At 66.8% G+C, this 7,008-nt stretch carries 7 protein-coding genes; 3 read left to right on the top strand and 4 right to left on the bottom strand.

Annotated elements, in window-relative coordinates; all coding sequences use genetic code 11:
• The 4 genes from glsA to A5906_RS22680 form a co-directional block, all read right to left on the bottom strand.
• Positions 1-1,282 (bottom strand): glutaminase A (gene glsA / locus A5906_RS22665; RefSeq protein ID WP_245326857.1); only part of this gene is annotated, 1,282 nt, incomplete at its 3' end.
• 109 nt (positions 1,283-1,391) lie between these two features.
• Positions 1,392-2,600, bottom strand: a complete 1,209-nt coding sequence (locus tag A5906_RS22670) for an MFS transporter (protein WP_080137522.1) — start codon at positions 2,598-2,600, stop codon at positions 1,392-1,394.
• Positions 2,600-3,487, bottom strand: coding sequence for a 3-deoxy-8-phosphooctulonate synthase (gene kdsA / locus A5906_RS22675; RefSeq protein WP_136615416.1), 888 nt, complete (start codon positions 3,485-3,487; stop codon positions 2,600-2,602). The genes A5906_RS22670 and kdsA overlap by 1 nt, the downstream gene beginning before the upstream one ends.
• A gap of 126 nt (positions 3,488-3,613) precedes the next feature.
• The gene (locus A5906_RS22680) at positions 3,614-3,940 is read right to left on the bottom strand and encodes an NIPSNAP family protein (protein ID WP_080137524.1); all 327 of its coding nucleotides are present in this window, start codon (positions 3,938-3,940) and stop codon (positions 3,614-3,616) included.
• A 185-nt stretch (positions 3,941-4,125) separates the two neighbouring features.
• On the opposite strand from A5906_RS22680, the gene A5906_RS22685 reads away from it, so the two are divergent.
• From A5906_RS22685 to A5906_RS22695, 3 genes are all read left to right on the top strand, one after another.
• Complete coding sequence (locus A5906_RS22685; protein WP_080137525.1) at positions 4,126-4,803, top strand: response regulator; 678 nt, start codon at positions 4,126-4,128, stop codon at positions 4,801-4,803.
• 10 nt (positions 4,804-4,813) lie between these two features.
• Positions 4,814-6,190 (top strand): sensor histidine kinase, encoded by a 1,377-nt coding sequence (locus tag A5906_RS22690; protein WP_080137526.1) that lies wholly within the window; start codon positions 4,814-4,816, stop codon positions 6,188-6,190.
• 107 nt (positions 6,191-6,297) lie between these two features.
• Entirely contained in the window at positions 6,298-6,960 is a 663-nt protein-coding gene (locus tag A5906_RS22695; RefSeq protein ID WP_080137527.1) for a class I SAM-dependent methyltransferase, read from the top strand.
• The last annotated feature ends 48 nt before the right edge of the window (positions 6,961-7,008 follow it).

The following is a 7,008-nucleotide window of genomic DNA, read 5'->3' on the forward strand; positions in this document are numbered from 1 at the left end:
CGGTGACGCCGGCATTGCCGAGCGAGGTCAGCGTCTCGCCGAGCAGCTCCGCGCCGGCCGCGGTGATGTCGGGGACGCGGCGGAAATCCATGATCAGGAGCGGTGCGTTTGGCGGCTCGCTGGCGAGCCTTCGCGTGACGTAGTCGATCGTGCCGAAGTTCATCGCGCCGACCAGCTCGAGCACGCGGATATCGCTGTGCCGCTCGTCGAGGATCTGCTGCTCGTGCGGCTGGCGGCTGCGGCGCGAGGAGATGCCGTAGACGTCGTAATCCGCCATGATGCTGGTGCGGACATCCGCGTTGCGGTTGAGCATGTGCAGGTCGAACCGCGCCGACAGCGCTTCGCAGACCTTCAGGCCGCGCACGCTGTTGAAATGGTTGTCGAGCAGCGGCGAGAAGGTGCCGAGCCCGAGCTGCGAAGGCAGCGCCGCGACGATGCCGCCGCCGACGCCGCTTTTGGCGGGGATGCCGACGCGATAGGTCCACTCGCCGGCATAATCGTACATGCCCGAGCTCGTCATCACCGACAGCGTGCGCGCGACGATGTGCGGCGTGATCACCTGGACGCCCGTGACCGGATTGATGCCGCGATTGGCGAGCGTCGCCGCCATCACCGCGAGATCGCGCGCGGTGACCAGGATCGCGCATTGACGGAAATAGACGTCGAGCACGGCATCGACATCATCCGGCAGCACCGCGTAATTCCGCAGCAGCCAGGCGATCGCACGGTTGCGGTTGCCGGTCGCGGTCTCCGAGGCATGCACGGCTTCGTCGACGCCGAGCTCGCGTCCCGCGAACTGGCTGAGCTTTGAGCGGACGCGCTCGAAAGCGCCCTTCCCGTCCACCTCATAGATCAGGCCCGAGCACGCAATCGCGCCGGCATTGACCATGGGATTGAAAGGCCGGTTGTCGTTTGTGAGCCGGATCGAATTGAACGCTTCGCCGCTCGGCTCGACGCCGATGGTGGCCGCGACGCGCGCCTCGCCGACCATCTCCAGCGCCAGCGCGAAGACGAAGGCTTTGGACACCGACTGGATCGTGAACGGGACGTCGCTGTCGCCGACTTCGTAGACATGGCCGTCGATGGTGACGAGCGCTATGCCGAAATGATCGGGATTGGCGCGCTTCAGCTCGGGGATGTAGTCGGCGAGCTCGCCGGAATTGTCGGTCCGGAATTCGGCGTGGCAATCGGTGAGGAAACGCCGCAGCGGTGGCCTGGTAGGATATCCGGTGGCGCGTGGCGTGCTGTCGGCACTTGCCGAATGACTGGTCTGGGCGTCCACGGTGTCACACCTCGATTTGCCCAGAATAAAAGCAATTCGTGTGCCATGTATACGCCGCCGATGGTGTCATGGTGCGGGACGACGCCCGCTTACGTTCCCCGAATGGACTTCAGCGCGCGTCGGAGGGCGCCCTCGGCTTGAGCAGCCGGGCGCAGACGAGGCCGAGCATCACCATGATCGCAGCGCTCGCGAGCAGGGTCGGTACCTTGCCGCCATGGTGGAGGCCGAAGCCGTAGGCGAGCGGCCCGACCGTCTGCCCCATGAAGAAGAAGAACGAATGCAGCGACATCGCGGTCGCCCGCGCCCCGATCGACAGCTCGCTGGCGAACACCTGCAGGCAGCCATGGATCATGTAGAAGCCCCAGCCCATCGCCAGCATGCTGGCGAATTGCAGCTTCCAGCCGGGACCGAAGGCGAGTGCACCGAGTTGCAGCGCCACGATGCCGCCGCCGGCGATCATCATGCCCTTGACGCCGAGCCACGGCAGCACGCGCGAGACTGTCAGGGTGTAGAGCAACCCGCCGACCGCAAACCCCGCGATCACGATGCCCGCGATCGAGAGCGACTTTTCACCGAGATCGAACAGGAACGCGGCGATGAAGGGAAACAGGCCGAACACGCAGCACCCCTCGACGAACACCGCCGAATAGCAGAAGCGCGTGTTGGGATTGGAGAAGATCGTGCGGTAGCCCTGCCGCAACGTCTTGAAGTCCGTTTTCGGCGGCGCCGTCAGCGCGGCACCGCGGAAGCCTGCCGCGACCGCCACGGCTGCAATCAGGCCGAGTGCGCCGAGGATGACCAGCACGCCGCGCCAGCCGATGAAATCGCCGATGATTCCGCTGGCGGACGAGCCGAGCAGATTACCGGTCATCGAGCCCGCCATCGTGCGCCCGATCGCAACCTGCCGCTTGGCGGGCGCCACGAGATCGGCGGTGAGACCGAGCGCGACCGGAAATACTCCGCCCGCGGCGATGCCGGCGAGGATGCGGCTTGCGAACAGGCCCGAGAAAGAGGTGGCGAGCGCGCCCAGGATGCAGGCGACGCCGAGCAGCGCCAGGCACGCCGTCATCAATCGCGCCTTGCCGAACAGGTCGGCGGCCGCTCCAATCGCCGGCTGAACAAGCGCGTAGATCAAAGCGAAGCCGGCTGCGATGCTCGCCGCTGTCGTGATGCTGATCGCGAAATCATCCGCGACATGCGGCAGGACGGGATCGAGGGCACGCGTCGACAGTGCGGCCGAGAATCCGGCGAGCGCAATGATGTTGATCGCGGGCGGAAATTTCTGGTCGGACGGCGGCCTGGTGACAGGCTGGTGCATCAGCGCGTGGTGCCCTTTGACGTACTCCCCGACGTACTCTTCGACGCACTCTTGGCCAGCGCGTCGAACGCCATCAGCCTGGCGATCAGACCTTCGAACTCGCGCAGCGGCACCATGTTGGGGCCATCCGACGGCGCGCGATCAGGATCGGGATGGGTCTCGACGAAGACGCCGGCAACGCCGACCGCGACAGCCGCGCGCGCCAGCACCGGCACGAATTCGCGCTCGCCGCCCGACGATGTCCCCTTCCCGCCCGGCTGCTGCACCGAATGGGTGGCGTCGAAGATCACGGGCGCGCCAGTGCTGCGCGCCAGGATCGGCAGCGCGCGCATGTCGGAGACCAGCGTGTTGTAGCCGAAGGACGCGCCACGCTCGGTGACGAGCACGTTGGGATTGGCGGCACTCGTGATCTTGGTCACGACATTGGCCATGTCCCACGGCGCCAGGAACTGCCCCTTCTTGACATTGACGACCTTGCCGGTCGCAGCCGCGGCGAGAAGGAGATCGGTCTGGCGGCACAAGAAGGCCGGGATCTGCAGGATATCCACCGCCTGCGCCACCTCGGCGCATTGCGTGGCTTCGTGCACGTCGGTCAGCACAGGCAGGCCGAGCGAGGACCGGATTTCGGCGAAGATCGGCAGCGACTGCTCAAGGCCCAGCCCGCGCGCCGCCGACGCGCTGGTGCGGTTGGCCTTGTCGAACGAGGTCTTGTAGACGAGGCCGATGTTCAGCCGCGCGGCGATCTCCTTCAGCGCGGAAGCCACCTCCAGCGCATGCTGGCGGCTTTCGAGCTGGCAGGGTCCCGCAATGATCGAAATCGGCAGATCGTTGCCGAATTTGACCTTGCCGATGGTGACGACCGGCGCCGCTGATGTCGAAGAGCTCAAGGCAAATCCCTCGTTTCGGCGCGACCATAGCCGCCACGAGGGTCGGATCAACCCCATTCGCCCCGGGCCGTCCGAATATCAGGGTTGCGCCGGGGCCCCCGGCGCCGCCCTTGCAGCGGCAGGTTCCTACTTCACCGCCGAGAAGGCCGTCGGTGTCAGGATCTGGCTGACGATATTGCCGACGATCTGGCCGTCCGCTTCGCTCTCGGCGCGCGCTTTCATCCAGTCCGGATCGGTCATGAACTTGCCCCACTTCGTCTCGCGCTCGGCAAGCGACTCCCAGGCCAGGAAATAGGTCAGCTCCTGGTTGGATTCGCCGATCAGGGTGGTGAAGAACCCGGCCTGACGGATGCCGTGCTTCTCCCACAGCTTCAGCGTCGCCGTCTCGAACCGCTTCAAGAGCGCCGGCAGGCGACCGGGCACGCAGCGATAGACACGCATTTCGTAGATCATTCATTCCTCCCTGATCAGGTCGGGCGGTTATAACGGCCGGCCATTGCGCTGTCTCGGGCCCCATCCGGCCGCCCCCGGCAGCGTTTCGCGCATGGCTTGAGCTTCCGGCGCTGCACCAAACCCGCAATGCTGCCGCAATGATCGGGCCGCTACAAAGGCTCAGTTGCGGTTCAGGTGGCTGTCACATGCGGATTTTGCTGGTCGAGGATGAAGCGGAAATGGCCGGCGCGCTGGCCTCGGCGCTGAGGCGCTACGACATGGTGGTGGACCATGCCCCGACGCTCGCCGAGGCGGAGGAGGCCATTTCCGCCGACGTCCATGCCGCGGTCCTGCTCGACCGCCAGCTTCCCGATGGCGACGGCCTCACGCTGATCCCAAAGCTCCGCGCGCGCGCCGACGGCGTACCGATCATCGTCCTGACTGCGCGCGGCGAACTCGCCGACCGCATCGCCGGGCTCGACAGCGGCGCCGACGATTATCTGGCGAAGCCGTTTGCGGTCGAGGAGCTGCTGGCGCGACTGCGCGCCGTGCTGCGGCGGCCCGCCGGCCTCTCCCCCGAAATCATCCGTGCCGGCCGCCTCGCTTTCGACCTCGGCCATCGCGAGGCCAGCATCGACGGCGAGCCGTTCGAGCTGCCGCGCCGCGAGCTCCTGGTGCTCGAAGCCCTGGTTCGCCGCATCGGCCGGACCGTGCTGCGCTCGGCGCTGGAGGAGGCGGTCTACAATTTCGACGACGAGATCCAGTCCAACGCACTGGACACGCATATCTCGCGGCTGCGCCGCAAGCTCGCTGAAGCCGATGTTGGTGTCGAAATCCACGGTATTCGCGGCGTCGGCTATCTCCTCAAGAAGCTGCCGGCCTGAAGAAGCTAACATGAGCAAACACGACGATCCCTATTGCCTGCGTTCGCGGCTGAGCTGGCGCCTGCTCTCGCTCCAGGCCGCGCTGCTCCTTGCGCTGGTTGCCGTCGTGGTCGGAGCATTGTGCGCCTCCGGCTTCGTGCTGGCCGAGCGCGACGAGGACCGCGTCATCGATGTCGTCCAGCGCGCGCTCACGCGCGACGCGCAAGGCGGACTGGCCTTGCGGCCGACGGCCGAGCTGCAGCAGTTGCGCGGCGATACGCCGGACCTCTGGTTCCTGGTGCGCGACCGGCAGGGTCGCATCCTGACCGAAGGCGCCGTGCCGGCCGAATTCGCCGCGATCGGGAGTGGTCTCGACCAGATCAGCCAGGCGCGGCTCGGCTGGCAGATGTTCGAGGACGATCCGCGCAAGCCGGCGGCGCGGATGAAGCGGGTCGAAACCGACGCGGGCAACGTGCAAATCATCACGGCGACACAGGGACGTCTGATCGGCGCCAAGGGACTGTTCACGACATCCCTTGCCTTCTTCGGCATCGCCCTGCCCGGCCTGCTGCTGATGGGAACGGCGACGTTCATCGCCACGCCGATGATCGTACGGCGCGCGTTCAGGGGGCTCGATAGCGCAGCGGACGAGGCCAGGCGCATCGATATCCATCAGCGCGGCGCGCGGCTGCCGGTGGATCGCATTCCGCTGGAGGTCATGCCGCTAGTGACCGCGATCAACGACGCGCTGGGGCGGCTCGACCAGGGCTATGCCCGCCACAAACGCTTCGTTGCGGACGCCGCGCACGAGTTGCGCACGCCGATCGCGATCCTGAACACGCGGCTGGAGTCGCTCAGCCCCGGGCCGGACAAGACCCGCCTGCTGGAGGATACCGCGCGGCTGGCGACGCTTGCCGAGCAATTGCTCGATATCCAGCGGCTCGACCGCTGCGGCCATCCCTTCACGCGCGTCAACCTCGCCGCCGTTGCGCAAAGCGTCGCCGCCGACCTCGCGCCGCTGGCGATTGCCGCCGGCTACGAGCTGGCCCTCGATGAGCCGGGGACACCGATCGAGACCATCGGCGATGCGGCGGCGCTGGAGCGCGCGCTCACCAACCTCGTGCAGAACGCGATCCAGCACGGCCCGCGCCGCGGCACGATCGGGATTCGCGTGGGCAAGCCCGCGAGCATCGAAGTCACCGATGAAGGCGCCGGTATTCCCGCCGATCAGCGCGAACAGATCTTCGAGCCGTTCTACCGCCTGACACCGCTCGATCGCGGTGCCGGCCTCGGCCTCAACATGGTGCGCGAGATCGTGCAGCTGCATGGCGGCCACGTCTCGGCGGCGGAGGGACCCGATGGCGGGTCCTGTTTCCGGATCACGCTGCCGCCGATGCGGCAGAGCTGATTCAATTCGCATTCGCGCCCCGTAGCGCAATGCTCTCGCAATGCGCTGCCGCGACACTGCATCGGTCGCACCTGCTTTGAGGTGCAAACCAAGATGCCGGAGTGCGCATGCCCAACGATTTCCTTTCCTTCTTCCTGTCCTGGATGTCGTCCCCGCGCCGGGTCGGCGCGATCGCGCCATCCGGTGCGGCGCTCGCCGATCTCATCACGCGCGAGATCAGTGCAACGACGGGTCCGATTCTCGAGCTCGGTCCCGGCACCGGCGCGTTCACCTACAAGCTGCTCAAACGAGGCGTCCGGCCGCAGGATCTCACGCTGATCGAATACGGCTCCGACTTCCTGAAGCTGCTGCAGATGCGCTTTCCCGGATCGCGCGTGCTGTGGATGGACGCAGGCCGGCTTGCGACCGAGCGCCTCTATGACGGCGCCCCCGTCGGCGCGGTCGTGAGCGGCCTGCCGCTGCTCAATATGTCGAGGCGCAAGGTGATCTCGATCCTCGGCGGCGCGTTCAGCTATGTCCGCCCCGGCGGCGCCTTCTACCAGTTCACCTACGGCATGAGCTGCCCGGTGCCGCGCCCCGTGCTCGACCGGCTGGGCCTGCGCGCAAAGCTCGTGGATCGCGCCCTGCTGAACGTGCCGCCCGCCGCCGTCTACAGGCTGACGCGGCGGCCACAGATGAAGCTGATCACGGGATCACTTGCGCCTGAACCGTCAGCGCGTCTCGCATTGGAGCCGATGCATCACGCGCGCGACCACTCCGCCGCGCGCTGAGCCGTCAGACGAGCCGGCTCTGTTTCGCCGCCGCCGCAATGAACGAGG

Origin of the sequence: Bradyrhizobium sacchari, from assembly GCF_002068095.1 — a bacterium.
Lineage (GTDB): Bacteria > Pseudomonadota > Alphaproteobacteria > Rhizobiales > Xanthobacteraceae > Bradyrhizobium > Bradyrhizobium sacchari.

What these genes read in the sequence shown, in the direction of transcription:
- A5906_RS22670 (WP_080137522.1), bottom strand. Translation starts at nt 2,600, where the DNA reads ATGCACCAGCCTGTCACCAGGCCGCCGTCCGACCAGAAATTTCCGCCC.
- A5906_RS22680 (WP_080137524.1), bottom strand. Translation starts at nt 3,940, where the DNA reads ATGATCTACGAAATGCGTGTCTATCGCTGCGTGCCCGGTCGCCTGCCG.
- A5906_RS22685 (WP_080137525.1), top strand. Translation starts at nt 4,126, where the DNA reads ATGCGGATTTTGCTGGTCGAGGATGAAGCGGAAATGGCCGGCGCGCTG.
- A5906_RS22690 (WP_080137526.1), top strand. Translation starts at nt 4,814, where the DNA reads ATGAGCAAACACGACGATCCCTATTGCCTGCGTTCGCGGCTGAGCTGG.
- A5906_RS22695 (WP_080137527.1), top strand. Translation starts at nt 6,298, where the DNA reads ATGCCCAACGATTTCCTTTCCTTCTTCCTGTCCTGGATGTCGTCCCCG.